The organism is Komagataeibacter xylinus (assembly GCF_031081985.1).
Taxonomy (GTDB): Bacteria; Pseudomonadota; Alphaproteobacteria; order Acetobacterales; family Acetobacteraceae; genus Komagataeibacter; species Komagataeibacter xylinus_E.
This window is the reverse complement of record NZ_JARWSK010000002.1, coordinates 163,103-188,717: the sequence shown is the minus strand read 5'-3', so window position 1 is coordinate 188,717 and position 25,615 is coordinate 163,103. Positions and strand designations below refer to the sequence as shown.

General features: G+C 58.6%; 21 protein-coding genes and 2 pseudogenes. 11 read left to right on the top strand and 12 right to left on the bottom strand.

Features of this window, described 5'->3' with window-relative positions; genetic code table 11:
* The first annotated feature begins 80 nt into the window (after positions 1-80).
* Positions 81-1,379 (top strand): nucleobase:cation symporter-2 family protein, encoded by a 1,299-nt coding sequence (locus QEG70_RS04660; protein ID WP_308719602.1) that lies wholly within the window; start codon positions 81-83, stop codon positions 1,377-1,379.
* Between the two features lie 116 nt (positions 1,380-1,495).
* On the opposite strand, the gene QEG70_RS04655 is transcribed toward QEG70_RS04660, so the two are convergent.
* From QEG70_RS04655 to xseA, 4 genes are all read right to left on the bottom strand, one after another.
* The gene (locus tag QEG70_RS04655; protein WP_374762554.1) at positions 1,496-2,212 is read right to left on the bottom strand and encodes an OmpH/Skp family outer membrane protein; all 717 of its coding nucleotides are present in this window, start codon (positions 2,210-2,212) and stop codon (positions 1,496-1,498) included.
* 126 nt (positions 2,213-2,338) lie between these two features.
* The gene (locus tag QEG70_RS04650) at positions 2,339-2,746 is read right to left on the bottom strand and encodes a helix-turn-helix domain-containing protein (RefSeq protein ID WP_308719600.1); all 408 of its coding nucleotides are present in this window, start codon (positions 2,744-2,746) and stop codon (positions 2,339-2,341) included.
* 329 nt (positions 2,747-3,075) lie between these two features.
* Positions 3,076-3,447 (bottom strand): hypothetical protein, encoded by a 372-nt coding sequence (locus QEG70_RS04645; RefSeq protein ID WP_308719599.1) that lies wholly within the window; start codon positions 3,445-3,447, stop codon positions 3,076-3,078.
* A 20-nt stretch (positions 3,448-3,467) separates the two neighbouring features.
* The gene (xseA, locus tag QEG70_RS04640) at positions 3,468-4,928 is read right to left on the bottom strand and encodes an exodeoxyribonuclease VII large subunit (protein WP_308719598.1); all 1,461 of its coding nucleotides are present in this window, start codon (positions 4,926-4,928) and stop codon (positions 3,468-3,470) included.
* 66 nt (positions 4,929-4,994) lie between these two features.
* Here xseA and purD point away from each other — a divergent pair, with 66 nt between their 5' ends.
* Both purD and QEG70_RS04630 read left to right on the top strand, forming a co-directional pair.
* Positions 4,995-6,278, top strand: coding sequence for a phosphoribosylamine--glycine ligase (gene purD, locus QEG70_RS04635; protein ID WP_308719597.1), 1,284 nt, complete (start codon positions 4,995-4,997; stop codon positions 6,276-6,278).
* Positions 6,279-6,501: 223 nt separating this feature from the next.
* Entirely contained in the window at positions 6,502-7,887 is a 1,386-nt protein-coding gene (locus QEG70_RS04630; protein ID WP_308719596.1) for an MFS transporter, read from the top strand.
* Between the two features lie 94 nt (positions 7,888-7,981).
* On the opposite strand, the gene ybaK is transcribed toward QEG70_RS04630, so the two are convergent.
* The 6 genes from ybaK to metH form a co-directional block, all read right to left on the bottom strand.
* Complete coding sequence (gene ybaK / locus QEG70_RS04625) at positions 7,982-8,458, bottom strand: Cys-tRNA(Pro) deacylase (RefSeq protein ID WP_308719595.1); 477 nt, start codon at positions 8,456-8,458, stop codon at positions 7,982-7,984.
* Entirely contained in the window at positions 8,455-9,195 is a 741-nt protein-coding gene (locus tag QEG70_RS04620; protein WP_308719594.1) for an SDR family NAD(P)-dependent oxidoreductase, read from the bottom strand. The genes ybaK and QEG70_RS04620 overlap by 4 nt, the downstream gene beginning before the upstream one ends.
* Positions 9,192-10,706: an amidophosphoribosyltransferase gene (gene purF, locus QEG70_RS04615; protein ID WP_308719593.1), complete on the bottom strand. Its 1,515-nt coding sequence runs from the start codon at positions 10,704-10,706 to the stop codon at positions 9,192-9,194. Before purF ends, QEG70_RS04620 begins: the two co-directional genes overlap by 4 nt.
* A 52-nt stretch (positions 10,707-10,758) precedes the next feature.
* Positions 10,759-11,283, bottom strand: a complete 525-nt coding sequence (locus QEG70_RS04610; RefSeq protein ID WP_308719592.1) for a CvpA family protein — start codon at positions 11,281-11,283, stop codon at positions 10,759-10,761.
* Between the two features lie 175 nt (positions 11,284-11,458).
* Positions 11,459-11,866: a phosphoribosyl-ATP pyrophosphatase gene (locus QEG70_RS04605; protein WP_308719591.1), complete on the bottom strand. Its 408-nt coding sequence runs from the start codon at positions 11,864-11,866 to the stop codon at positions 11,459-11,461.
* A 69-nt stretch (positions 11,867-11,935) separates the two neighbouring features.
* Positions 11,936-15,445 carry a methionine synthase gene (metH, locus tag QEG70_RS04600; protein WP_308719590.1) on the bottom strand — a complete coding sequence of 1,170 codons (3,510 nt, stop codon included), beginning with the start codon at positions 15,443-15,445 and terminating at the stop codon, positions 11,936-11,938.
* A 185-nt stretch (positions 15,446-15,630) separates the two neighbouring features.
* Here metH and QEG70_RS04595 point away from each other — a divergent pair, with 185 nt between their 5' ends.
* The 3 genes from QEG70_RS04595 to QEG70_RS04585 all read left to right on the top strand — a co-directional run bounded on the left by QEG70_RS04595 (position 15,631) and on the right by QEG70_RS04585 (position 20,048).
* A complete protein-coding gene (locus tag QEG70_RS04595) occupies positions 15,631-16,008 on the top strand; it encodes a hypothetical protein (RefSeq protein WP_308719589.1) in 378 nt (125 codons plus the stop codon).
* Positions 16,009-16,753: 745 nt separating this feature from the next.
* Positions 16,754-17,548 (top strand): polyprenol monophosphomannose synthase, encoded by a 795-nt coding sequence (locus QEG70_RS04590; RefSeq protein ID WP_308719588.1) that lies wholly within the window; start codon positions 16,754-16,756, stop codon positions 17,546-17,548.
* Positions 17,549-18,968: 1,420 nt separating this feature from the next.
* Complete coding sequence (locus QEG70_RS04585) at positions 18,969-20,048, top strand: hypothetical protein (protein ID WP_308719587.1); 1,080 nt, start codon at positions 18,969-18,971, stop codon at positions 20,046-20,048.
* 252 nt (positions 20,049-20,300) lie between these two features.
* Here the strand turns inward: QEG70_RS04585 and QEG70_RS17015 are convergent.
* Positions 20,301-20,489: pseudogene (locus QEG70_RS17015) on the bottom strand (IS481 family transposase); the annotation flags it as partial.
* Between the two features lie 21 nt (positions 20,490-20,510).
* Positions 20,511-20,948 (bottom strand): annotated as a pseudogene (locus tag QEG70_RS04580) (transposase); the annotation flags it as partial.
* Between the two features lie 187 nt (positions 20,949-21,135).
* On the opposite strand from QEG70_RS04580, the gene QEG70_RS04575 reads away from it, so the two are divergent.
* Genes QEG70_RS04575 through QEG70_RS04555 form a run of 5 tightly spaced genes read left to right on the top strand, consistent with a single transcriptional unit; the run spans position 21,136 to position 25,612 of the window.
* Positions 21,136-21,981, top strand: a complete 846-nt coding sequence (locus tag QEG70_RS04575; RefSeq protein ID WP_308719586.1) for a glycosyltransferase family 2 protein — start codon at positions 21,136-21,138, stop codon at positions 21,979-21,981.
* Positions 21,982-21,996: 15 nt separating this feature from the next.
* On the top strand, positions 21,997-22,974 hold the full coding sequence (locus QEG70_RS04570; protein WP_308719585.1) for a lysylphosphatidylglycerol synthase domain-containing protein: 978 nt from the start codon (positions 21,997-21,999) through the stop codon (positions 22,972-22,974).
* Positions 22,975-23,032: 58 nt separating this feature from the next.
* Positions 23,033-24,460 carry a hypothetical protein gene (locus QEG70_RS04565; RefSeq protein WP_308719584.1) on the top strand — a complete coding sequence of 476 codons (1,428 nt, stop codon included), beginning with the start codon at positions 23,033-23,035 and terminating at the stop codon, positions 24,458-24,460.
* Positions 24,457-24,858, top strand: a complete 402-nt coding sequence (locus QEG70_RS04560; RefSeq protein WP_308719583.1) for an HAD family hydrolase — start codon at positions 24,457-24,459, stop codon at positions 24,856-24,858. The genes QEG70_RS04565 and QEG70_RS04560 overlap by 4 nt, the downstream gene beginning before the upstream one ends.
* A 1-nt stretch (position 24,859) precedes the next feature.
* A complete protein-coding gene (locus tag QEG70_RS04555) occupies positions 24,860-25,612 on the top strand; it encodes a glycosyltransferase family 2 protein (protein WP_308719582.1) in 753 nt (250 codons plus the stop codon).
* Positions 25,613-25,615: the final 3 nt, after the last annotated feature.

Genomic DNA, 25,615 nt, shown 5'->3' with positions numbered 1-25,615 from the left:
CTCGCGCCTGCCGGACCCCGCCTTTACCAGAAGGCGGGGTTCTTCTTGCGCAGGTGTGTACCAGCAAGTGGAGAGGGCGTGTGACAGCACACAAAACCCACCCGGTTGATGAAATGCTGCCCATGGGCATGCTGTTTGCCTTCGGGCTGCAGCATGCGCTGGTCATGTACGCGGGCACGGTGGCGGTGCCGCTGGTCTTTGCCGCCGCCATGCACCTGTCTGGCCCGCAGACGGTCATGCTGATCAATTGCGGGCTGCTGACATCGGGCATCGCCACGATCATACAGAGCGTGGGGGTGTGGAAATTCGGCTCGCGCCTGCCCATCGTGCAGGGGTCATCGTTTGCCATGCTGGCATCGATGCTGCTCATCGGGCAGATCTATGGCGTGCGCTCGGTGTTTGGCGCGGTGATCGGGGCAGGGCTGGCCATGGTGGTACTGGCACCGGTCATGGCGCGGCTCATGCGCTTTTTTCCGCCCGTGGTCATTGGCTGCCTCATCATCATCATCGGGCTCACGCTCATTCCCGTAGCGGGGCGGTGGATTGGTGGCGGCACGCCCGGCGCGCCGGGGTTTGGCAGCGTGGCCAACCTTGCGCTGGCTTTTGTCACCATTGTCATCACGGTGGGCATGCAGGCATGGGGCCGGGGGGTCTGGTCCAATATCAGCGTGCTGGTGGGACTGGCGGCGGGCAGCGTGATTGCAGCCCTGTGCGGCATAGGGCATTACGGCATGGTGGTCGAGGCGCCGTGGTTCGCCATCAGCACGCCCTTCGCCTTTGGCCTGCCCGAGTTTCATGCCATGCCGGTGTTCATCATGCTGCTGAGCATGGTCATCATCGTGGCGGAAACAACCGGCAACTGCCTGGCCATTGGCCGCGTGGTGGATCTGCCAGTCAATGACGTGACCATAGCAGGCGCGCTGCGCGCTGATGGCCTGTCCACCATGCTGGGCGGGGCGTTCAACAGCTTTCCCTACAATGCCTTTACCCAGAATACCGGGCTGATCGCCATGACCGACATCCGCAGCCGCTTTGTGGTGGCGGCGGCAGGCGTGGTCATGATCGGTCTGGGGCTGTTCCCCAAGCTTGGGGCGTTGATTGCTGCCCTGCCAGCCCCCGTGCTGGGAGGCTGCGGGCTGGTCATGTTCGGCATGACCACGGTGGGCGGCATACGCGAATTGCTGCATGTGCGCTTTGAAGGCACGCGCAATGGGTTGATTGCCGCCGTATCACTCGGGCTGGGACTGTTGCCCATGGCCTGCCCGGACCTGTTCACGCACATGAATGGTCTGGCGCGGCTGTTGCTGGGCAACGGGGTGCTGCTGTGCATCCTGTCCGGCGTGGCGCTCAACCTGCTGGTGGGGCAGGGTCGTAACTGATTGATGGTAAAGTGATAGAAGTTTTTGGGTACCGCCTTTTTTTAAAAAGGCGGCGTTCCTTGAAGCTGTTTGAAAAAAGCCTCAACAAAAACTTTTATCATTAAGGACTTTGGGGGTTATTCGCCGCCGTTATCAGCAGGCTGGAACGGCATGACAGGGTATTTGCCGCTCTTGGCAATTTCCTCGGGGTCTTCCGTGGGGCCAGGAAGGTACACGGTGGGCAGCGCCTGATTGAGGTAGGTCACGACCTGATCGCTGATATCGAGGCTGTTGTCATGCAGGGCGGCGGTGCCGGCCTGCAGCACCAGGTTCATGCCACGGGCGGCGGCAATGGCGCTGACGACCTGCTGCATTTCACGCTGCACCTGATTGAGGGCGACCTGCGCGTCTTCTTCAAGAATGCGGTTGCGGTTGCCGAACTTGGTGCGGTCGGCCATCACGCGCTTCTGCAGGTCCTGCTGCTGCTCGGGCGTGGGGGCCTTGCCCGCCTTGATGATGGACTGGCGCAGCGCCTGCAACTGCGTGTCTTCGGCGCGTACGTCCTTGACCAGTGCTTCGCGGCGGTTGCCCAGCTCGGTCTGCAGCTTCTGCACGGCAGTGGACTGCGCCATGATCTGCTGGGTGTTGAAGATGCCGATAACAGGCGCCGCAGGCTTGGTGCCAGCAGGCAGGGGCTTGAATTCCGGCACGGGCGGCATGGGCAGAATGGGGTTCTGCTGCTGGCCACCGGCGTCCTGCGCCATGGCAAGGGCCGGGGTCAGGGCAATAGCCAGCCCACAAAGCGCGCCACGCAGGCGGGCGTGTCCGGTCCGGGCCATAATGCTGCTCCGCATACCTGTCATTATCCGATCCATTATTGTTCCGCTATCGTGGTTTCTGCGTAGCGGATCGTATGGCGAAAGAACATCCCCGCACAGGCAAAAAAAGCGCCTTTGGCACGAAATGGCGGAACGAGACCCCTATAGCCGCCAGATCAGCGGCGTATGCGACAGGAAAATAAGGCACAGCCCACCCAGAAACAGGACCCTGAAGCCCCGGTTGGCGCCTTTTTCCAGCAATTCGTCCCGCGTTACGATCTGCATGAAGGAATCGGACAGCCTGGTGCGCGCATCATCGGGGAGGGTTGCAAGCCTGCCACGCCACTCGGTGCGCTGGCGGGCCTGCTCGGTGTGGGAGATATTGGCCCGGCGGTACAGGCCATCCACGTATTCATCAAGGTCTTCGATGCGGAACATCGCCTTGCGGCCATGGCGCATGGCGGCATGCGGGCCTGCCCCGACCAGTCGCAGGCTGCGGAGCCTGCGCGGCGTAATCCCGACATATTCCGCCGCCTCGCGCATCGAGAGCATGCGCTTGAGGGGGAACATGTGGACCGTCGCCTGTTGCTCACCTATGGGACCGGACGAAGGGGGCAGGGTCATGATGCCCTTGAAACTCGACCATCCCTTCCGGCCAAGTCAATGGGAATATGGCGCGGTCCTGCCCATCTTGGGTATATGACCCATGCAGTGTGCTCGTATGGGTCAACCCTGTGCGGGTGTTTGAAAAGTCAGATCGATTAATACCCTGAAATAACAAAAGTTTTTGGTAAAGCTTTTTTCAAAAAGTTTCGAAAGAACGCTGCCTTTCTGAAAAAGAAGCTGGCTCCTAAAGTCTTTTATTATTTCTTATCAACGGCTTGTTCTCAAAAACCCTCTTAACGGCAGACGTTGCGGCTGCCATCGGCGGCAATATAGGTGCCGGTCTGGGCATCGAAGCAGGCATTGGCCGCGCAACTGCTGGCAGCGGGCGTGACCTCGGGGTGGATGGTGGCACTCATGGCATTGGCCTCCCGTGCTGCGTGGCCACATAGCGGCGTATCGGCAGGAGCGGACGGGTCATTGGTCAGGATGGTGCCTGTTGGAGGCGTGCCTTCCTCGCCGGTCAGGCCGGGGGCGAAGTCCTGTGGCGGGATGCGGCCTGGCGTTGCCGCGGGCCGGGCCGCCGCGTGGGGGGTGGGCGGGGCATGTGTGCAGGCGCCAAGCAGCAGGACTGCCAGTGTGGCGCAGAAGCGTGAGCGTAAGGTCATGTGAGGTGCCCGTCTATGCATTACAGATCCAGTTGCCCCTGCGGGCCGGGAGTGGCTTCAAGGGGACGGGCTGCGACCGTGCCATCGGCAAAGGTCATGATCACCTCGGGTTCGGCCCGCGCCTGCGCCGCCTGGGCCAGTGGCCGACCCGCGCGGTCGGTCACCAGCACGTAGCCCCGCTCCAGCACCGCCTGGGGCGAGAGGGATTCAAGCTGCCCCGCGGCCCCCGCCAGCACGCTTTTGCTGGCCCGCAACTGCGACACCAGCACGGCGGGCGCCACGCGCAGGCGGCCAAGGGTGGCGGCGCGCCGATGCAGCAGGCTGCTCATGGCCTGCTCGCTCGCCGTGCCCACGCGGTCAAGTTCCGCACGGCGCAGGGCCAGAATCATCTGGGGGGCGGGCAGGCGGTCAGATGCGGCCTGCACGCGGTCGCGCAGGCGGCTCAGGCGGGCAGGCAGGGCAAGGTCAAGGCGGTAGGTGAGGTCATCAAGCCTGCGGCGGGCGTTTTCCACCACCGCAGGCAGGTCGGGCAGGCTCGCAGCGGCCCGGTCCAGCCGAGCGCGGGCCAGTTGCAGGCCACGTTCCAGCCCGCTGCGCAGCCGGGCGGCACGCTGGGCCAGGCCCGCTTCAAGCTCGGCGCGCACAGGCACGGCCATCTCGGCAGCTGCCGTGGGCGTGGGGGCGCGGCGGTCGGATACGAAATCGATCAGCGTGGTATCGGTCTCGTGCCCCACGGCGGAAATGACCGGAATGCGGCATGCCGCTACCGCCCGCAGCACCTCTTCATCATTGAAGGCCATCAGGTCTTCCAGCGAGCCGCCGCCGCGCGCCACGATCAGCACATCGGGGCGGGGCACGCCGCTATGCGGGCCGATGGCATCGAACCCTGCAATGGCGTGGGCAATGCGTTCGGCTGCCCCTTCGCCCTGCACCGGCACCGGCCAGACCAGAACCGGCAGGGGAAAGCGCCGGGTGATGGTGGTGCGGATATCATGCAGCACGGCGCCCTGCGCCGATGTCACGACGCCAATCAGGCGCGGCAGGAAGGGCAGGGGGCGCTTGCGTGCGGCGTCAAACAGTCCCTCCTGCGCCAGCCGCAGGCGCAGGCGTTCGATCCGGGCCAGCAGCGCGCCTTCGCCCGCATATTCCAGCCGGTCGATCACCATCTGGTACGATGAGCGTTCGCCATAGGAGGAGATCTTGCCCGTGGCGATGACTTCCAGCCCGTTCTCCGGCTTCAGCCCCAGCCGCGAGACCGTGCCGCGCCACACCACCGAGGAGAGCTTGCCCCCCTCATCCTTGAGCGAGAAATACAGGTGGCCCGAAGGGTAGCGCTTGAATTCGGTAATCTCGCCGCGCACGCGGATGCGGCCGAACGTGCCCTCGAGCACGCGGCGGATGGCGCCTGAAATCTCGGCCACCGAAAATTCAGGCGTATTGCCGCCCATGGCGCGGCCGGAGTCGGGAAACTGTTCAACCATCCGCACAAGGTATGATAGAGACGGCCACCCCGAAAGGGCAGAGATGAAAAACGGGAGAAACAAGTGATGCGGGTGCTGCTGGTTGGATCAGGCGGACGGGAACATGCCATGGCCGCTGCCATTGCGCGCTCGCCGCGACTTGAGGCCCTGTTCATCGCGCCGGGCAACCCCGGCACCGCTGCACTGGGCACCAATTGCGCCGTGAAAGCCGATGACGTGGCGGGCCTGATCGCCCTGGCGCAGCAAGAGCGCATCGACCTTGTGGTGCCCGGCCCCGAAGCGCCGCTGGTGGCGGGCATTGCCGATGCCTGCAAGGCGGCGGGCATTGCGTGTGCAGGCCCCACGCAGGCCGCCGCTGCCCTTGAGGGCAGCAAGGCCTTCACCAAGGAAGTATGTGACGCGGCGAACATTCCCACCGCGCGGTGGGAACGCTTTGATGCCGCCGCCCCCGCGCTGGACTACGTGCGCCGCCACGGCGCGCCCGTGGTGGTCAAGGCGGACGGGCTGGCCGCAGGCAAGGGCGTGGTCGTGGCCCAGAGCGTGGCCGAGGCCGAGCAGGCCATTACCGACATGATGACCGATGGCACGCTGGGCCAGGCGGGCCACAGCGTGGTGATCGAGGATTGCCTTGTGGGCGACGAGGTCTCGCTCTTCGCCTTCTGTGCGGGCGAGACGGCGGTGCTGATCGGTGCGGCCCAGGACCACAAGCGCATTGGTGATGGTGATACCGGCCCCAATACCGGCGGCATGGGCGCGGTCTCGCCGCCCACCGGCTTTGGCCGCGCGGAGCAGGAAGCGGCCCTCGATGTGCTGGTGCGCCCCATGCTGCGCGAGATGGCCCGGCGCGGCACGCCGTTCACCGGCATCATCTTTGCGGGCCTGATGCTCACGAACGATGGCCCGCAACTGATCGAATACAATGTCCGCTTTGGCGACCCGGAGGCCGAAGCCCTGCTGATCCGGCTGGAAAGCGACCTGCTCACCGCCCTTGCTGGCGTGGCGAAGGGCGACCTTGCGGGCACGGATATCCGCTTTTCCGGCCAGTCCTCGATCAGCGTCATCATGGCGGCGAAGGGTTATCCCGGCAGGCCGGTGACGGGTGGCGTGATCCGCAACCTTGCAGCAGCCGAGGCGCTGCCCGGCGTGCATGTGTTCCAGGCAGGCACGAAGCGTGATGACGCGGGTGAGATCGTGGCCGCTGGCGGGCGCGTGCTGGCCGTGTGCGCCACGGGCGACACGCTGGCGCAGGCACGTGCGCGGGCCTATGAGGCCGTGGGGCTGATCGACTGGCCCGATGGCATCTACCGCCATGATATTGGCCAGCGTGCGCTCGCGGCACAGGAAAAATAGGGAAAGAACAAAAGTTTCCGGGTGCCGCTTTTTTTCAGAAAGGCGGTATCTTTCGAAGCTTTTTGAAAAAAGCTTCACCAAAAACTTCTTTATGATTTGTACGATATTGCGTGGGCAGCCTTTTCAGGCTGCCTCCTGCCCGCGGTGGATTGATGGACATGGCGGGCCCGGATATCATTTACATAACAGAACATTTTTTCTTCCCGCCTGAAAAGCCCCTGCCATGCCCCCCCAATCAAAACCTGTCCTGACCGAAGGCGAAGGCCTGCATGGCGCGGCCCGCGTGCGTGCCGTGACCGCCGTTGCCCTTGCCGTGCTGCTGGCCCTGCTGGACTACGCCATCGCCAACGTGGCGCTGCCCACGATTGCGGCGGATATTCATGTCTCGCCCGCCGCGTCGGTCTGGATCGTCAATGCCTACCAGCTTGCCTCCGTGGTCTCGCTGCTGCCCATGGCGGCGCTGGGCACGCGCATCGGCTTTGCGCGGCTGTGCCAGATCGGGCTGGCATTGCTGACCGTGGCCTCGCTGTTCTGCGCCATGTCGCACTCATTGCTCATGCTCTCGCTGGCGCGCGCGGTGCAGGGTGTGGGCGGCGCGTGCATCATGAGTGTCAGCATCGCGCTGATCCGCTTTATCTACCCGCATGCCATCATCGGGCGCGGCATTGCGCTCAACGGGCTGATGGTGGCCCTTGGCGTGGGCGGCGGGCCGACCGTCGCCTCGATCATCCTGTCATTCGCCACATGGCCGTGGCTGTTCCTCATCAACATCCCGCTCGGGCTGACAGCATTCGTGCTGGCGTTGGTGTCGCTGCCGCGCACGCCGCTCAGCCCCGGCTCGTTCGATGGTATGAGCGCGGCGCTCAACGTGGTGGCGTTTGGCGCGCTGATCATGGCTGGTGATTCCGTGGCCCACCATGCAGGCGCGGCCCAGGTGGTGGCCCTGCTGGTGGCCGGTATTGCGGCGGGCGTGCTGCTGGTGCGCCGCCAGCATGGGCAGGCACACCCCATGTTCCCCATCGACATGCTGCGCATTCCCGCCTTCCGTATCGGCACGCTGGTGGGGTTCGTGGCTTTTGTTGCCTCCAACCTGTTCATGATCTCGTTTCCGTTCACGCTGCAGTCGATGTTCCATTATCCGCCCGCAACCGTGGGCCTGCTCATGACACCGTGGCCGGTGGGTATCATGGCGGTCTCGCCGCTCATCAGCCGCCTGAGCGACAGGCTGCCTGCGGCCATCCTGTCCTCTGTGGGGCTGTTCATGACCTCGATGGGGTTTCTGGCGCTGTACCTGCTCCCGCCGGATCCGGGCTGGTTCAATATTGCCTGGCGCATCATGCTGGCGGGCATGGGGTTTGGCATTTTCCAGCCGCCCAATAACCGGGTGATGATGGTAACGGCGCCGCCGGGGCGCTCGGGCGGGGCCTCTGGCATGGTGCAGATTGCGCGCCAATGCGGGCAGGCGACCGGGGCGATGTGCGTGGCCATGGCCTTTGGCCTGATTGCGCATGGCGCCGAACGCGACTGCCTGGGCTTTGGCTCGATCGTGGCCATGACCGGCGCGCTGTGCAGCGCCAGCCGCCTGATCTGGCGGCCCGCGACGCGCTGAGGAAAAGATACAGGTTTCCGGGCGCCGCCTTTTTTCAATAAGGCAGCGTTTTTCGAAGCTTTTTGAAAAAAGCTTCACCAAAAACTTTTGCTTGTTACGCCAGCAGGTCAGCCGTCACGGCACCTGTCGCGGCAATGGCATCGGCTGCCGAAAGGCGCACCAGATAGCCGCGCTTGCCGCCATTGATGACAACATAGGGCTGTGCCATTGCCTCGCGCGCAAGGGCCGTGCGCACGCGCCTGCGCTGGCCAAACGGGCTGATGCCGCCTACGCGGAAGCCCGTGCTGCGTTCGGCTTGGGCAGGCGGCATCATGTCCGCTGACTTGCCGCCAAAGGCGGCGGCTACCTTCTTCATGCTCAGGGTTGCCGCTACCGGCACCACCACGCAGGCGGGTTTGCCATCAACGAGCACCATCAGCGTCTTGAACACGCGCTCGGGGTTCTCGCCTATGGAGGCTGCGGCATGGTTGCCGGTCTGGCCTGCAGTGGGGTCGTATTCATATTCCACCACCGTGAAGGCGATGCCTGCCTTCTGCAGGGCGGCAGCGCCCGGTGTTGCCTTGCTGCTCATGCCACGGACTCCTGCAGGTCGGGCGTTATGTACTGGCCCTGCGGCTGGGGGCCGGGCTGGCAGAGCCTTGCGATATGGGGCGCAATGTCGTGGGGCGTAGGCAGGCTGGCCATGTCGAGCGCGGGCATGGCCAGCCTGCGCAGGCGGGTGGCGACGGGGCCGGGTTCAAACAGGTTGATGCGCAGCGGGCTGGTCGTGGGTAGTTCGCGCACCCATGTGCTGACAATGGCCTCCTGTGCTGCCCGCGTGGCAGCAACCAGCCCCCAGAAGGGCGCAGGCTGGCGGGCATGCCGGTCGGTCAGGAATACAGCACGGCCAGCGGGCGCACGCTCGAGCAGGGGAGCAAGCGTGCGGATCAGCCGCCATGTGGTGAGTGGGCCGGTTTGCAGCGCGCGCTCCCAGTCCCTTGTTTGCAGGTGCGCCAGCGGTGAGAGCATGCCCAGCGTGCCCGCGCAGTGCACCACGCAGTCCAGCCGTCCGAAGCCTGCTGCAATGGAAGGGCCGAGCGTGTCGAGCTTTTCGCCATCCGTCAGGTCAAGCGGCAGCAGGATGGCGCTGTGGCCGGTGTGCTGGCGGATCTGGTCATCCGCCTGTTCCAGCCCGCCCTGCGTGCGCGCGGTCAGGATGCAGCGCATGCCCGCGCGGGCCAGCGCAATGGCCACCGCCTGCCCGATGCCCCGGCTGGCGCCGGTCACGAGCGCCACCGGGGCATCGGGCATGGTGGCGGGGTTGGTCATGCGGGTTCGGGGTGGTGTTCGGCCTCGTAATCCACCAGTTCGATCGGGTAGTCGCCGGTAAAGCAGGCATCGCAGTAGCGGTTGGCCGCACTCTTGCGGTCCTTGTAGCCCAGCGCGCGGTACAGCCCGTCAAACGAGATGAAGGCAAGGCTGTCCACGCCGATCAGCTTGGCCATTTCCTCAATATTGTGCTGGGCGGCCAGCAGCTGGCTGCGCTCGGGCGTGTCAATGCCGTAGAAGCACGAATGCGTGGTGGGCGGCGAGGAGATGCGCATGTGCACTTCCTTCGCACCGGCTGCGCGCACCATATCCACGATCTTGCGCGAGGTGGTGCCGCGCACGATGGAGTCATCGACCAGCACCACGCGCTTGCCGTCAAGCACCGGGCGGTTGGTGGAATGCTTCATCTTGACGCCGAGGTTACGGATCTGGTCGGTCGGCTCGATGAAGGTGCGGCCCACATAATGGTTGCGGATGATGCCAAGCTCGAAGGGAATGCCGCTCTCGGCGGCAAAACCCATGGCCGAAGGCACGCCCGAATCGGGCACCGGCACGATCACGTCGGCCTCGACGGCACTTTCACGCGCCAGTTCCACGCCGATCTGCTTGCGCGTGTCATACACCGCGCGGCCATCCATGACCGAATCGGGGCGGGCGAAATAGATGTATTCAAACACGCAGAAGCGCGACTGCGTGTTGTTGAACGGCCGCACCGAGCGGATGCCCTCGTCATTGATGATGACGATCTCGCCCGGCTCCACGTCGCGCACGAACTCCGCACCTACGATGTCGAGCGCGCAGGTCTCGCTGGCCAGCACCCATGCGCCTTCCGTGCCGTCTTCCTCGCGGATGCGGCCCAGGATCAGCGGGCGCACGCCCAGCGGGTCGCGCACGCCAATCAGTTCATCACGCGACAGCACGATCAGCGAATACGCGCCAAGCACCTGCTTGAGCGCATCGATCAGCCGGTCAACCACGTTGGAATAGAGCGAGATGGCGATGAGGTGGATGAACACCTCGCTATCGGTGGTGGACTGGAAGATGCAGCCGCGCCGCACCAGCGCCTTGCGCAGGGTCTCGGCATTGGTCAGGTTGCCGTTATGGGCCACGGCCAGCCCGCCAAACTCGAAATCGGCAAACAGCGGCTGCACGTTGCGGATCAGCGTGGCCCCCGTGGTGGCGTAGCGGTTGTGGCCCACCGCGCAGCGACCGGGCAGGGTGGCCATGACGCGGGCATCGCCAAATACGTCGCCCACCAGCCCCAGCCCCTTGTGGGTGTGGAAGCGCTCGCCATCATAGGACACGATGCCGCTGGCTTCCTGCCCGCGATGCTGGAGCGCATGCAGGCCAAGGGCGGTCAGGGCGGAGGCATCCTTGGTGTTCCATACGCCAAAGACGCCACATTCCTCATGGGGCTTGTCATCATCATGGCGCCACTGGGCGGCGATGTCATCGCGCTCGTGCTGGGTGGGCGGGTTACCGGATGTGGTGTGCAGGCTGGTGCGGGACATGGTGGGCGATCTTTCCTTGACGGACGGGGGCGGCGGGGACCGACGATAAGGTTCAGATGGGCGCGTCATGCCGCGTCCCGGCGGGTTGCGCAAGATGCGCGGGGAAGTTATCGGGCGCGTGGGCGTGAAGATAGGTCACGCTGTTGCCGATAAGGGGCATGATCTGGCTGGTACGCATCACCTCGGGCCATTCATTGGCGGGCACGAGGGCGGTAATGCCCGCATAGATCAGCACAAGGCACACATAACCCCGCACCAGGCCAAAAAGCAGGCCAAGCACACGGTCCAGCCCTGACAGGATGGAACCCTGCACCGCCCGACCCGATAGATGGGCAGTGGTGGTGAAAATGACAAGAAGGGCCAGGAACAGCACCGCGAAGGACGCCAGCGAGGCCAGCGTGTGGTTGCTGATCCATTGCGTGGCGTAGGGCATTAGCGCGCCGTACCATGCCACGGCCAGGATGGTGGCCATGACCCAGGCGGCAAGGCCAAGCACCTCGCGCGAGAAGCCGCGCACAATGCCCACCACCCCTGACAGCGCGGCAATGGCGAGGGCCGTGATGTCAATCCAGTTCATGCGTGCCGGGCCGGGGCAGGCCCCACGGGCACGTAACAGGCATGGACCCGGTCCATCTTATCGCGACATTCCCTGCTGTTCCGCCTGCGGCCAGCTTATGCCACCCGCATGCCGCAGCGGCTAGGCCAAAAAACGGTTCGTTGCGATTTCGTGCCGTTATGGCGGCACGGGCCGCTCAGGGCAGCTTGGTGGTGCGGATCTTCCATGGCCGCCTGCGCGCGCGGGTGGGGGCGGAGGTGCGCTCGGCGGTGTTGAGTGCCAGCAGCAGGTTGCCCATGCGGGTGCGGCGGTCGATCTCGGTCCACACATCCTCGGGGTCGATGCCAGCCGCGACCCAGACCTGCAGCAGGTGGGTCAGCACATCGGCGCTATGTTCCACCAGTCCCGCGTGGTCTTCGGCCATGAGGTCCATCACGCATTGCTCGGCGGCACAGGTAAAGGCGCGCCCGGCGTGGCGCGTGGCGCGGTTGCCCTGGGCTGCGGAGGGCGCTGCCCCGTGCAGCCGCGCCAGCAGGCGGCCGAGCGCGTGATCGGCGCCCGGCGTATCAGCGGGGGTGGATGGCGTGTGGCGGGGGCGAAACATAATGCAATGATGGGCACCATTTTCCGCACCGGTCAACACGTCCCGCAGGGCTGCGGGCCAACGCCTGTGTCAGATCGAGAAATACTTCGCGTGCGGGTTGAAAATGACCAGCGCGGAGGTGGACTGCTCGGGGTGGAGCTGGAAGCCATCGGTCAGCGAGACGCCGATCTTTTCCGCGTCCAGCAGCTTGAGGATCGGCTCCTGCTCCTCCAGCCGGGGGCAGGCGGGGTAGCCGAACGAGTAGCGCGAGCCGCGATAGCCCTGCTGGAGCAGTTTCGCCATGTCGCGGTCGTCCTCGGCGGCGAAGCCCATCTCGGCGCGGATGCGCTTGTGGGTGTATTCCGCCATGGCTTCCGCCATCTCGACCGACAGGCCATGCAGGTAGAGGTAATCCTTGTAGCGATCGGCCTCGAACCATTCCCGCGCGCGGTCGGAGGCATCCTGCCCCACGGTCACCACCTGCAGGCCGATCACGTCGCGCTGTGCATCATCAATGTCGCGCACGAAGTCGGCAATGCAGGCGCCATCAGCGCGGGGCTGGCGGGGCAGGGTGAAGCGGGCGGCCTCGGTGGTGCCGTCCTCACCAAACAGCACGAGGTCATTGCCCTCGCCCGCGGCCTTCCAGTAGCCGTAGCTGGCCTTGGGGTGCAGGATGTCCTGTTCCGCGCACAGGGCCAGCATGTGGCGCAGCACGGGGCGTAGTTCCTTACGCGCCCAGACCATGAAGTCATCAAGCGAGCGGCCCTGCTTACGGAAGCCCCACTGGAACTGGTACAGCGAGCGTTCGTTGAGGAACGGCAGCACCGCCTCCGGTGTTGCTTCAAGCACGCGCGGGCCCCAGAACGGCGGGGTCAGCACAGGTTCATCCGCCGTCAGCTTCTCGCGCCGGGCGCGGGCGGCGGCCACATCCACCGGGCCGAAGCCACGGGTCTCGGCGGCTTCTATGTCCTGCGTGCGGTTGGTGCGCGTGGCCTTGCCCGCGCGGCGTGACTGGATGGCGGCAAGATAGGTGTCGAACTCGCCCTGCGCCACCTTGTCCATCAGCGAGAGGCCATCGAACGCATCACGCGCATAGGCCACGCGGCCGCCTTCGCCGTAAGCTGCGGTGCAGTCTTCCTCAACATAGTTGCGGGTCAGCGCAGCACCCCCGAGCATGACCGGCACGTCCACGCCCTGACGGTTCATTTCCTCAAGGTTTTCACGCATGATGACGGTGGACTTGACCAGCAGCCCCGACATGCCGATGGCATCGGCCTTGTGCTCGCGGGCGGCTGCAATCATGTCGGCCACTGGCACCTTGATGCCAAGGTTGATGACCCGGTAGCCGTTATTGGTCAGGATGATGTCGACAAGGTTCTTGCCGATGTCATGCACGTCGCCTTTGACCGTGGCCAGCACCATGGTGCCACGGGCCTGGCCCTCGGTGCGCTCCATGTGGGGTTCCAGCCATGCCACGGCGGCCTTCATCGTCTCGGCGGATTGCAGCACGAAGGGAAGTTGCATCTTGCCCGCGCCAAACAGTTCGCCCACCACCTTCATGCCATCAAGCAGCACGGTGTTGATGATGTCGAGCGGGGCCATGTCGCGCATGGCTTCCGCCAGGTCATCTTCCAGCCCCTTGCGGTCGCCATCGACAATGCGGTCCTTGAGCCGCTCGGGCGCGGTTTCGGCGCGGGCTTTCTTGACCGCATCGGCGGCCTTGCGGTCGGCGAAGATTTCCAGCATGCGCTGCAGCGGATCATAACCCTCGGCGCGGCGGTCGAAGATCAGGTCCTCGGCCACCTTCACTTCCTCGGCGGCAATGAGGTGCAGCGGGCGGATTTTCGAGACATGCACGATCGCCGCCGTCATGCCTGCGCGCACCGCGTGGTCCAGGAACACCGAGTTGAGCACCGCGCGGGCCGCCGGGTTGAGGCCAAACGAGATGTTCGACAGCCCCAGCACGATCTGGATATCGGGGAAGCGCTCGCGGATGAGGCGGATGCCCTCCAGCGTCCATTCGCCCAGCTTGCGATCATCTTCCGTGCCGGTGCCGATGGTGAAGGTGAGCGGGTCGATCATCAGGTCGGATTGCGGCAGGCCGTGCTTTTCACAGGCGAATTCGACCAGCCTCGTTGCAATGCGCAGCTTGTCTTCCGCCGTCTTGGCCATGCCCACTTCATCAATGGTCAGGGCGATGACGGAGGCGCCGAACTTGCGCGCGAGCAGCATGCGCTCGTTGGCGATCTCTTCCCCATCCTCGAAGTTGATGGAGTTGATGATGGGCTTGCCGCCATGCAGCTTGAGCGCCGCCTCGATCACCGGCGTCTCGGTGGAATCGATCACCAGCGGCGCGTTGACCGAGGAGGTGAAGCGGGTGATGACCGCATTCATCTCCTTCATTTCATCACGGCCGACGAAGGCGGTACAAATATCGAGCGCGTTCGAGCCTTCGGCCACCTGTTCGCGGCCCAGCGCCACACAGCCATCCCAGTCGCCAGCTTCCTGCAACTGCCGCCACTTCTTGGAGCCGTTGGCGTTGCAGCGCTCGCCGATCGAGAAATAGCTGTTCTCCTGCCGCAGCGGCACCTGCGAATACAGGCTGGCGACAGACGGAATCCACACCGGCTTGCGCGGCACCGGGGCGGGGCGGATGCGGCCCGTGCCCTCGGCGCGCTTACGCAGCATCTGGTCCAGCGCCTGCGTGTGCGGTGTGGAGGTGCCGCAGCAGCCGCCAATCAGGTTCAGGCCATCTTCGGTAATGAAGCGGTCCACCCAGCTTGCCATCTCGGCAGGGGTGAGCGGGTAGTGGGTGGTGCCATTGACCAGTTCGGGCAGGCCGGCGTTGGGCTGGACCGAGATCAGGCCGGGCCAGTTCTCGCTCAGCCAGCGCACGTGCTCGGCCATTTCCTGTGGGCCGGTGGCGCAGTTCAGGCCCATCAGCGGCACGTCGAGCGCGTTGATGACCGTGGCGGCGGCGGTAATGTCGGGGCCTACGAGCAGCGTGCCCGTGGTCTCGACCGTAACCTGTACGAAGATGGGGGTGTCCGCGCCCATCTCGGCGCGCGCGATCTTGGCGGCGTTCACGGCGGCCTTGATCTGGAGCGTGTCCTGGCATGTCTCGATGAGGAAGCAGTCCACGCCGCCTTCGATCAGGCCGCGGCACTGCTCGGTCAGGCCTGCCTCGAGCGTGTCGTAGTCGATATTGCCCAGCGAGGGGAGCTTGGTGCCCGGCCCGATGGAGCCCACCACGTAGCGGTGGCGGCCATCGGCAAAGGTCTCGGCGGCTTCACGCGCCAGATGGCCTGCAGTGCGGTTGATCTCGCGCGCGCGGTCGGCCAGCCCGAATTCCGCCAGGGTGATGGGCGAGCCGCCAAAGCTGTTGGTTTCCACCATGTCGGCCCCGGCCTCGAAGTAGCCACGGTGGATTTCACGCACCAGTTCGGGGCGCGAGAGGTTCAGGATTTCGGTGCAGTTTTCCTGCCCCCAGTAATCGCGCTCGACCTCGAGGTCCAGAAGCTGTACGCGCGAACCCATCCCGCCGTCACACAGCAGGACCTGGTCGCGGAGGGCATCGAGAAGGTGGGGGCGAGTGGTCATGGTTATCCTGAAATCCTGATAAATGCCGGGCAAAAGCCAGTGTCTGCCACGGTTTTCCAGCACGGTCTGTCCGGGCCGGGCTTGCATATGGATTGGTCCGGTGCCTTTTATTCCCCGAACTTTCCGCTGGTGTCCAGCATCATTGGCTCAAATGGAAAAACGCCACAGGCCCGGAGTGACGAGACGTGGAGTATGCCACAATGACGGATGGGCGTATCGCGCTGGAGTTTCAGGTGGCGGGCACGCCTTTGACTCCCCGTGCCGATACGCTGCTGCTGGTCGGTGATGGGAGCCAGCCCGACCCGGCTGAAGGCTGGGCAGGCGTGGTGGTGGTGCGTTCTGCACCGACCGCTTTCGCGCAGCATGCGGCGGGCTGCATGTGCTGCACCACGCGCGGGGGGCTTGCGGAGGTTCTAGGCGAAATCTTTCGCCAGCGCGCGACGGGCGGCCAGAAATGGTTTACCCGCGTGGCCGTGGTGCCCCCGCCCGGGCAGGAGGCGGCATGGCGTGCCGGTGTGGCGGCAGACGTGCTGGCGCAGGCCCGGTTTTGTTTAAAGAACTGATGTCAAAATCGGCTGCAGTGATTGGTATTTTACAACAGGTGTACTCGCATGAACGGTGAACAATAGAATAAGATGAAGGTCACCTTGCGTTGATTTGCAGGAAGATCGGGTTGTTTGGTGGATGTCTGGCACGATCAGCCTGGGGCAGATCAATTTTGCTGAGCGATGTATGCGGTGATGATTTACATATTTATACATAAATTTTGAAATTAATTTATGTTATAAATGATTCCATACATGGAGATAAAATTTCCATGATTTTTCTGTGACATTTTATAATTAAAAATTTCTGTTCCGCTTCACGATGTGGAGAGAAATAAAAATTATAATAAATTAATATCTATATTTATAAATAATAATTATTCAATAAAAATAGCACTGGTTAGAACATTGAAAAGCAGTAATTTTTAAAAATAGACAAACCTAAAAGCGGTTTTTGATATGAACATTGATTGATTTGCCCGATTCATATCTTCTGCTTTTTATGAAGACCTGCCGAAATTCAGGTGTCAACCAGAATGGAGCCAAAATTTATTTAGATCAAGCAAGTGGTATGTTTGCGCGATGCAGACCTGTGCTTGAAATCATCATCGTAATGGATCCTGTTTTTACAAAAAAACTTTGTCGTGTTGTGAAAGAGGAGAAAATCCTCTATCGGCTATGACTCGCAAAACACGATCCATCTCCTGTTAGTGTCTGCGTTGCCCAACTGCCCGCGATGTGATTTCTTTGGATCTTATTGATTATGCAAGTCTTTTCTGCTCCTGCATCACACGATACACATGACGGGAATGGCATCCTTCCGGGGCCTGAATTGAGCATCATCATTCCGTGTTACAACGAACGCGGTAACGTAGAACCCCTGTTCCGTGCCGTTGAAAAAGCGATAACACGCTACAGGTGGGAACTCATCTTTGTGGATGACAATTCCCCCGACGGCACCATTGATGAAATCTGGTGGCTGGCGCAGGCCGACTGTCGGGTGCGGGGCCTGTTGCGTGTCGGGCGCCGGGGACTTTCATCGGCCGTGATCGAAGGCATCCTGTCCTCCTCGGCGCCTGTCGTGGCGGTTATGGATGGCGATATGCAGCATGATGAAAGCCTGTTGCAGAAGATGGCTGACGCCATTGTGCACGATAACTATGATGTGGCGATTGGCAGCCGTTATGTTGAAGGCTGCAATAACGCGGGGCTGGCCAATGCATGGCGCCTGTTCCTGTCCAATGCGGGCATTCGCATCGCGCAGTACCTGTTGCCTGTCAGGGTAAAAGACCCGATGAGCGGTTTCTTTGCCATGCGGCGGGAGATGTTTGTCAGATCCGTTGACAGGCTGTCCGGCAAGGGCTTCAAGATCCTGCTCGATATGCTGATGGTGCAGGAAACCAAACCCAGGGTCACTGAACTGCCATTTGTCTTTCGCTCCCGTCATGAGGGAGACAGCAAGATGAACAGCAAGGTCCTGCTGCAGTTTGTGCAGATGATATTTTTAAATTTACGCAACAAGACAAAAACGGATGGCGCAGCAAAGAAAGCCGCGTAAGCGCCCAGACAGGGTCAATTTAGTGAACCGTGCCACGTTGTATTTCACAAGCCTGCCCGGTGTGGGGCACCCTTGAGGGCAATCTCCTTGCCAGGGCAATAAGCGCCCGCATGCGGGGCAGGCGCGCTTTCATGGCATCGACCTTGATGTACGCGACTTTGTGCCGGTGAGCCGGATGATTCCGCCCCCTCCATTCCCGCCCTTGCGCGCTGGGTGGAGGACAATGGCGGCACCGCAAGGGGCATGCGCCTGCGCGACGTGTCGCCGGTCGTGCTCATGTTTGCCGATGGCTCGATGGCTCGACGGGGCTGAAGGGCGATCTCTTTCGTAAGCGTGCGACGGGGGAGCTGGAATGGTTTACCCGTTTGGTCGTGGCGCCCCCGCCGGAGCTGGAAGCCGTATGACGTGCCGGCATGGAGAAGGATGTGCCGGTGCAGGCCCGTTTTGTGTAAGAAACTGATATATCGTGACCTCATGATGACGCGCATTCCGACCGGATAGGCAAGGGTGCGCTACGTTTTATCAGGGAAGGCTATTCTGTTGTGTGACAATTGGTTATGCAAAGCATGTCGCGCCTGATCGAGGTATTGGGCTTGCTCGACATCGTCTTGAATATGACTGTGGCATTAACATAAAAAGTATGCCTTGCAGCGGATCAGGTTTGGCATGCGACCTTAACCCACTATCAATAATGGCTTTTATCGCAATCCTCTTCTGAGGCGGCAGGACGATGCATGCTGGCATGCACGGCAATGTGGCTGCCAGCAGCAAGAGATCGTATTATGATGCGCCGAGGTTGTTCAGGGCGCGTCTTCTGCCATCAAGGTCAGGAACTTTTAAGGTTGGTGTGGATTGAAGTGTGGACCGGATCCGGGAGGCGGATGATCGACAGGATGAATGGGTATATTGCTGTATGCCAAAGGTATGTCGTAGTCAGTCGGGGTATCTGGCTTTATGCAAAGGCAGTTGAGTGAACTCGGGCTCCCTTGGAGAATACCTTTTCAGAATCATAGGCACCAGACTTTTCAGGCAGTATTGCCCGGCGGTCAGAATGGGTAAAGGGCGTTTCGGGCATTGATCGGGAAGATGCAGGACGTAAGTAGGAAACGGATGTTGTTTATGGGGCAGGTTCGTAATCAGGTTTGCCAGCATTGGGAGCAGCAGGATGTTTAGGCGTTCTGCTTGCCGAGCGGGTTCCTTGTCGGTTCCGATGTTCTGATGCATCAGAGGGTTAAGGGTTGGGTCAGCAGGTCTATGGCGACCAATGAACATATGATTGCTGTTGCCTGTTATGTCATCCGGAACGGCTATGAAAAAAGTTTTCTCCCGGCAGATCGGGTGTGCCTGGCCATGCATATCTAACCGAAAGCAAGGGTTGGCATGCGTGGTGTGGTTCGTGTTTCGGGGGTTTGAGGGTTAGATGTTTAATAATATAAAAATAAAAAACTTCTTGATACCGATAGCAATTTGCATCTTATCTCTATTTATATTTGATGCAGAAGCGATTTTTTTTTCAAATCCATCTCAGGCATCGTGTAAATGGGATTGCCATTGGTATATACATATCGCTCAATTTGGGTATGAAAAAGACACCTATTTATATTACAATAAATTTGGCATGGCTGGATGGCCATTTTTCCCGGCATATCCAATGCTTGTCCGTTTTGTGCATTATATCATTGGATATGATTATTATGAATGTGGATTAATATTAAATCAGGCACTTTTATTTTTCCTAATGTTCATCACCTTATTTTATGCAAAAAAGTTCTGTGAGATAAAAAACGAAGTCATTTTGGCGTTTATACTTTTAATGTCGCCATTTTCTGTATGGTATAAAATGCAGTATACTGAGTGCTTGTATGGCATATTAGTGATACTGGCATGTATTTTCACAAAAGAGAAAAAATATATATCCTTAAGTGTGGTGGCATTTTTTCTATCCCTCACAAGGCCAACGGGTGTTTTCGTTGTATTGGCATGCTCCCTGTATCTGATTTATACATGCCTTAAAAATAAAGAATATGAGAATATAATCAATTATGCTTTTCCTACCGTGGTTGGTAGTCTGGGTGTCTCTTCGTATATGCTTTTTCTATATAAAACAGCAGGAGATGCGCTCGCTTTCTCTCATATTGAAATCAGTTGGGGCAAGCATCTCAAATTTCCTGGTGCATGGATAGTAAAGGCTATTGTGCATCTTAAAAAAATAAATGGGGTCATATCATCTTTTATTGATATTTTCTTCATACGATATGGATTTAAAAATAATCTACATTTAGAAGCTTTGATACTGCTGATTACTTTTTTGCTTGCTATAAGTGGAGGGGTTGAATCTATGCATCGGTATATAATGGGAAACCCATTATTTTCGATAATATTGTGTATTTTTCTAAATGACAAATCAAAAATGTTCAGAAAAATCACTTTATCACTTCTTTTTGTAACGGGTGTATTGGTTAATTACTTTTGGTTTTATGGCGCTAAGTATTTTTATTGAGAGAATAAAATGATAAATAAAAAAATATTATTCGCATCTTTATTGATAATAGCGTTTGATGTGTTCGTCCTTTCAAAGGCAATGCATCCTACAAAAAGTGAAAGTTATATAAATTACTTCATAAAAAAGAAAATAAGTAGGGATGAATACTGGCTGCAGGAAATGAATGGCCTTGGTGAAGGAAATGGCTGGAGGCTGAAAAGTGTATGTAAGCCAGATTATTATACAACCGATTGTTAGTTGTCGGGTTGATGAGGCATCATTGGCGTAATCAATGATTTCGTCGACCTGTTTCATGGTGTCACGACCAGCCGGTTTGATGTGATCAGGATTACGGAGCGCTGGATGTTTTTCAAGCTACGACGTGATGCATTGGGCGGGCGTTATGCCGCCCAGAACACGCTGCGGGCGATGATTGTAAGCGAAACAGAAGCCTCTGATACCAACGGTTATAGGCACTGAACCTGTGTAAGCCCACTTTCTCAGACCGATGGATCGAATGGTTTCAGACAAGGCGGCAAGATTATTCCAAGCGGAACAGGCGGCGTCGATGATGTGCTCGATGCCGTCGAGGACGGTATTTGCCAGCAATTGGCGTGTAGGAACTGCCACATATTCTCGACCGGGTTCAGTTCGGGAGCACGGGACGGCAGGGAGATCAGGCTGACATTGCGGGGTAGCTTCAGTTTACTGGTGGTATGCCATCCTGCGCGATCGAGCAGCACGACAGCATGGGCGCCGCGGGCGACGCAGCGTGGATCTCCTCGATATGAAGTTGCATGCTGGCGGTGCCGATGAACGGCAGCACCAGGCTGACAGCCTTGTCGCCGGACAGATTGCCCCGAACAGCCAGGCATTCTCGTAGTGCTGGTCAGTTGGCTGGCGTGGTTGCGTGCCGCGCCCATTGGCGGAACCGGACATAGGCCAAGTTCCATATTGCCAAGAATCTTCCCCTGTTTTATTGACCGGGGTCTGGCTAGCGGGCTTGTGCTCATTATATCGATAATTTATAAGTGTGCAAAGTTTTCCTTATAATAAAAATAACGTGCGCATAAAAATTTCTTAAAATGAAAGGTATATCATTGCTATGTTAAATAATAGCCGTATTCTTGTTTTCATACCTATGTATAATTGCGCTCCTCAGATTCCGCGCGTAATAAAGCAGTTGACCCATCCAGACGTGGCGAAGTTTGTGGATGGCGTGGTTTGCATTGATAACCGGTCTACGGACCAGACCAGTGCCGCGGCGGCGGAAGGGCTGGCGTCCCTGCATCAGATTTCCCATCGTACATTGTTGCGGAATAACGACAATTACGGTCTTGGTGGCTCACACAAGGTCGCTATCGAATTTGGTCGCAAGCACGGCTATGACTTCCTGATCGTGCTGCATGGCGATGATCAGGGTTCCATTATCGACCTGTTGCCCTACCTGGAGGATGGCAGCTATCTGAATGAGGACTTCCTCATGGGGGCGCGCTTTATGAAGGGGTCCCGGCTGGAAGGATATTCCCTTCTGCGCACCATGGCCAACAAGGCCTTCAATTTCATTTTTTCCGTCATTTCCCGCCGTCGCCTCTATGATCTGGGTTCAGGGCTGAATCTGTTTCGCCTCTCTTCGTTTGATGATGATTTCCAGCATCGGTTTGCGGACGACCTGACGTTTAATTATTATCTGATCCTGACTGTGGCCGCGCGCCCGTTCCGGCTGCGCTTCTTCCCACTGACATGGCGGGAAGATGATCAGGTCTCCAACGCCAAGCTGTCCCGGATGGGATTCCAGATTCTGAATCTGCTGGGCCAGCGGGTCAAATCGCTTTCCGCGTTTGAAAAAGGCGAGCATCGTGCTATCGTACGTGATGCTTACCCTTCTACAGTGGTCGGTTTCTGGGAAGGCGACCAAACCAGCAGCACTGTGGCGGCTGACCCTATCTGAACAACAAGATGCCGGATGATGCGCATTCCTGATGACTGGATGAGGAGAGTCGCTCATTCCCAAGATGTCATACGTCTAAAGCTTTACAAAGGGAGATTTGTGGCAACATTCGTTGCCACTCTCTGCCTCTTGGCTGCGGGAAGATATATCGGGCCTAAAGTCCTGCTTCCCACGATGCCCATGACAATGATCGTCGCGATGATCGTATATTTCCTGGCCCATTGCCTCAGGGCAATGCGACTGTGCATCATCTCGGGCTCACTGCTGAAAATTCCGGCGCGCACGACTTTCTGGTTGCATTTTGCGACAGTCCCGTTTGCCATAATCCTGCCATTCAAGATTGGTGAAATCGTCCGGCTTTATAATTTATGGCTCGTAAGCAAAAAATTATCTGAATCTGTGGTAACTATTCTGCTTGATCGGCTTTTCGATGCCATCATGCTTGCCGTATTACTGACCTGGCTTATTATGGATGGCTATATCACCCACGATATCATGCACGAAGGCGCAAGAACCGTGCAGTGGATGACGGTTGCGGTGACGATTCTGGCAGGAATATGCTTTTTGATTGGTCCGCGTGCCTTAAGCAGCCTGCAGCGCTATGTCGTGATTAACCATACCGGCCGCGATGTGCTGGTTGGCTTGCGTCTGATTGACGTGCTGCGCGAAGGTGCGACGAATGGTGAAGGCCTGCTGCGCCGGCAGGGGGCTCCACTTATGATGATTACAGTCCTGATCTGGGGGCTCGAACTGGCTGCGGCCGCCTTGTTAACGCATCTGGCTGTTTCGCCGGAGTTTCATAATGCAGGCGTGTTGTTGATCAATCGGGCTGCAAAGGAGTGGCAGGTCACCATTTCTTCTCATGTTGACCCGGCCCTGGCCGCTTCTGCCGCCAGTAGCATTCTGGTGATCCTTGCTGCATGGCCGCCGTCAGTTTATGCATATCTCAATCGCATTATAACATTCCGCTCACGTAGTTTGCGTACCAAATAGGAAGCCTGTGGGAATTAATACGCTACACAATGTCACCGTAATTCTGGACGATCGGACCATGCCGTCTTCCCAGGTGGTGAGCATTATTGGGAATAGGCCTTTTTCCAGCATTGTCCGGCGTCGAAAGCGTTTCGGGGCAGAAATACAGGCTGCTGCTGAAAGCGCACAGTATGGCTTTCAGATTCTTGAAACAGATGAAGCTGCTTTTGATCTGGCAAACCATATAGAAAATCGGGCAGCCGATTCTCTGTATGTGATTCTGCCCTCCTGTATCGCCCCATTGTACATGCCTGGGCTGGTTCCTGTATTGAAAAAATGTGCTTTTGCACTCGAAACCATGTTTCTGGCCCCGATAAGCGGTGATGAAGCGCCGGTATTGCTGAAAGAGAAGGATGCGATTGCATTCCTGCGGGCCAAAAACGCTGAAGGCCGACGGAATATCCTGCTCGGACTGGCTGAGACAGCGCCCAGCATGGTTGATCAGCTTGGTATGGTTGATCTTCGCAAGCCACGGAACCTGTTCAAATTCCTGATTGGATCGACAGAAGCCCGTCATTTCAATGATACAGAAGCTGTAGACGGAATTTTCCATAAAAGCTCGTCCGACATTGCCAAAATGGAAGGTGAGTACAGTTACTTCCATGTTGCCCCTGAGGAAATGAAACGTTTCCTTATGCCAACTTTCCATTTTTGGAAAAAAGACGGCAGGGCAGGCTATTCCATGGAGCACCTTCCTGTTCCCGATGTCGCCTTGCAGTTCATTCACAATGCTCTTCAGCCGGCGGATTTTGATCTGTTGCTGGATAATTTTTTTGCTTTCTTGTCATCCCGCAAGAAAGGAATGGGCAATGTGGTCGCGACGCGTGAAGAAGGACGCCGGCATATTCTCGGCAAGCTGGATGCGCGCATTGACAGTTTCCTGAACATGAAAGAAGGGCGCAAGCTGGATGCCATCCTGGCGGCATCTGGTCCGCGGGGCGATATCCGGACCATGCTGGCTGATGCGCGGCCCTTTATTGAAAAGGCCCTTGAGCAGTGGCCTGATCAACATCTGGTTTTCGGGCATGGGGATCCATGCTTTTCTAACATTCTGTTTGACAAGCGTCTTGGTCTGATGCGGCTGATCGATCCCAAGGGGGCTGTCAGCTTTGAAGCCGGTTTGATGCATCCCTCGTATGATATTGCCAAATTCAGTCATTCCGTCATGGGTGGCTATGACTTTATCAATAATGGTCTGTTCAATTGTTTCCTGAACGACCAGCTTGTCCTGGAATGCCAGCTTGATGCGGGTGGTCCGCCGGCCTGGGCGCAGGAAAGATTCACAAGGCATCTGAATAAGGCGGGAATTGATATCGTAAGCGTGCGTGCGGTCGAACTTTCTCTCTTCCTTTCCATGCTGCCATTACATTCTGACAGGCCAAAGAAACTGGCAGGCTTTGCCCTTACGGCTGCCGCGATTCTTGATGATCTGGAGTGTAGGAAATGATCGGTAAAGAGAAAGTTCTTGTAGTCGATATTGACGGAACGTTATGTGACATCAAAACCAAGGATGGCAGTTATGCTGATGTTGCGCCCGAGCCACTGATCGTGGCGCGTGTACGGAAAATGCACGCTGAAGGATGGCGCATCGTGCTCAGCTCATCGCGCGGCATGCGTTCGAATGACGGAAACCTTGGGCAGATTAATAAAATAGTTGGTCCCACTTTGCTGGAATGGCTACAACGTCACGACATCCCTTTTGATGAACTCCATCTTGGGAAGCCTTGGCCAGGCGCGCAGGGTTTTTATATTGATGATCGTGCCGTGCGGCCACGGGAATTTATCGAGAATGATCTGGCCGGGGTTGAAGCTCTGATTGCGCGTGATCGTATAGCAAAGGGATAACATGACTGGAATCATGGCAATTACAATGGCAGGGATGGGGTCTCGCTTTACAAAAGCAGGCTATCCGATGCCAAAATACGAGATCGAGGTTCTCGGGCGTCCGCTGTTTGACTGGTCTATGTTGAGCCTGACCTCCTTTCGGGATGCGGGTTGGCGCTTTCGTTTTGCAATTCGTAAGGACACAAATGCCAAGGAATATATTGCAGCACGATGCAAGGCCTTGGGCATTATTGTGGATAAGGTGGTCGAACTCGATCATGTAACGGACGGGCAGGCGACAACCGCTCTTCTTCTGGCTGAAGATGCTCCGGCAGATGTTCCATTTGCCGTCTATAATATTGATACCTTTGTCGCGCCCGGGCTGATGGTTCCGCCTGCTCCTGAAAGCTGCGATGGCTGGATCCCCTGTTTTCGTGCTCCAGGTGATGGCTGGTCATTTGTGCGTCTTGATGAAACGCACAAAGCGGTAGAAGTGCGCGAAAAGCTGCGGATATCAGATTTTGCCACACTGGGACTCTACTGGTTTGCCAATGTGCGTATGTATTGTGAACTGTATCATCAGCATTTTTCCCGGGCAGATGGCATGGAGAAAGGCGAACGCTATATTGCGCCCATGTATAATCGTCTGATTGATGCTGGCCGACGCGTGATCATCTCTGATATTCCTGTCGCAGATGTGGGCATGCTTGGTACGCCTGAGCAGGTAGAAGATTTTAAACAGTCGCCCCCTGAAGCAATCAAGAAAATAAAATAAAAA